This is a genomic window from Nitrosomonas sp. Is37, assembly GCF_033063275.1.
GTDB lineage: Bacteria > Pseudomonadota > Gammaproteobacteria > Burkholderiales > Nitrosomonadaceae > Nitrosomonas.
Window position 1 is genome coordinate 1 of record NZ_JAWJYP010000081.1, and the last position, 558, is coordinate 558.

Consider the following 558-nt stretch of genomic DNA (forward strand, 5'->3'; position numbering starts at 1 on the left):
CGTCAACATCACTAAAGCTAGCCAGCAAGTCGGAGGCATTGACGGTATAGGGAGTATCTTCCGTACCGTTCGGCAGTGATGCCGTAGCAGTTCCAGTTGGGTCGTCATTAACAGCTGCTAAAGTGTAGCTTTGTGTCGCAGCAATGCTGCCGCCGTTACCATCAATCACGTCGTAGTTAAGGGTAACTGTGCCATTGAAGTTTTGTGTCGGGGTAATGGTAAAAGTGCCATTGAGATTATCGGTCACAGTGCCATCAGAAGCGATTAATGCTGCAATACTTAGCGTGTCATCGTCAACATCACTAAAGCTAGCCAGCAAGTCGGAGGCATTGACGGTATAGGGAGTATCTTCCGTACCGTTCGGCAGTGATGCCGTAGCAGTTCCAGTTGGGTCGTCATTAACAGCTGCTAAAGTGTAGCTTTGTGTCGCAGCAATGCTGCCGCCGTTACCATCAATCACGTCGTAGTTAAGGGTAACTGTGCCATTGAAGTTTTGTGTCGGGGTAATGGTAAAAGTGCCATTGAGATTATCGGTCACAGTGCCATCAGAAGCGATTA

General features: G+C 48.4%; 1 protein-coding gene. It reads right to left on the reverse strand.

What is annotated here, in order from left to right; translation table 11 throughout:
* A partial coding sequence (locus tag R2Q26_RS15355; RefSeq protein WP_317537087.1) for a cadherin-like domain-containing protein occupies window positions 1-558 on the reverse strand: 558 nt, incomplete at both ends.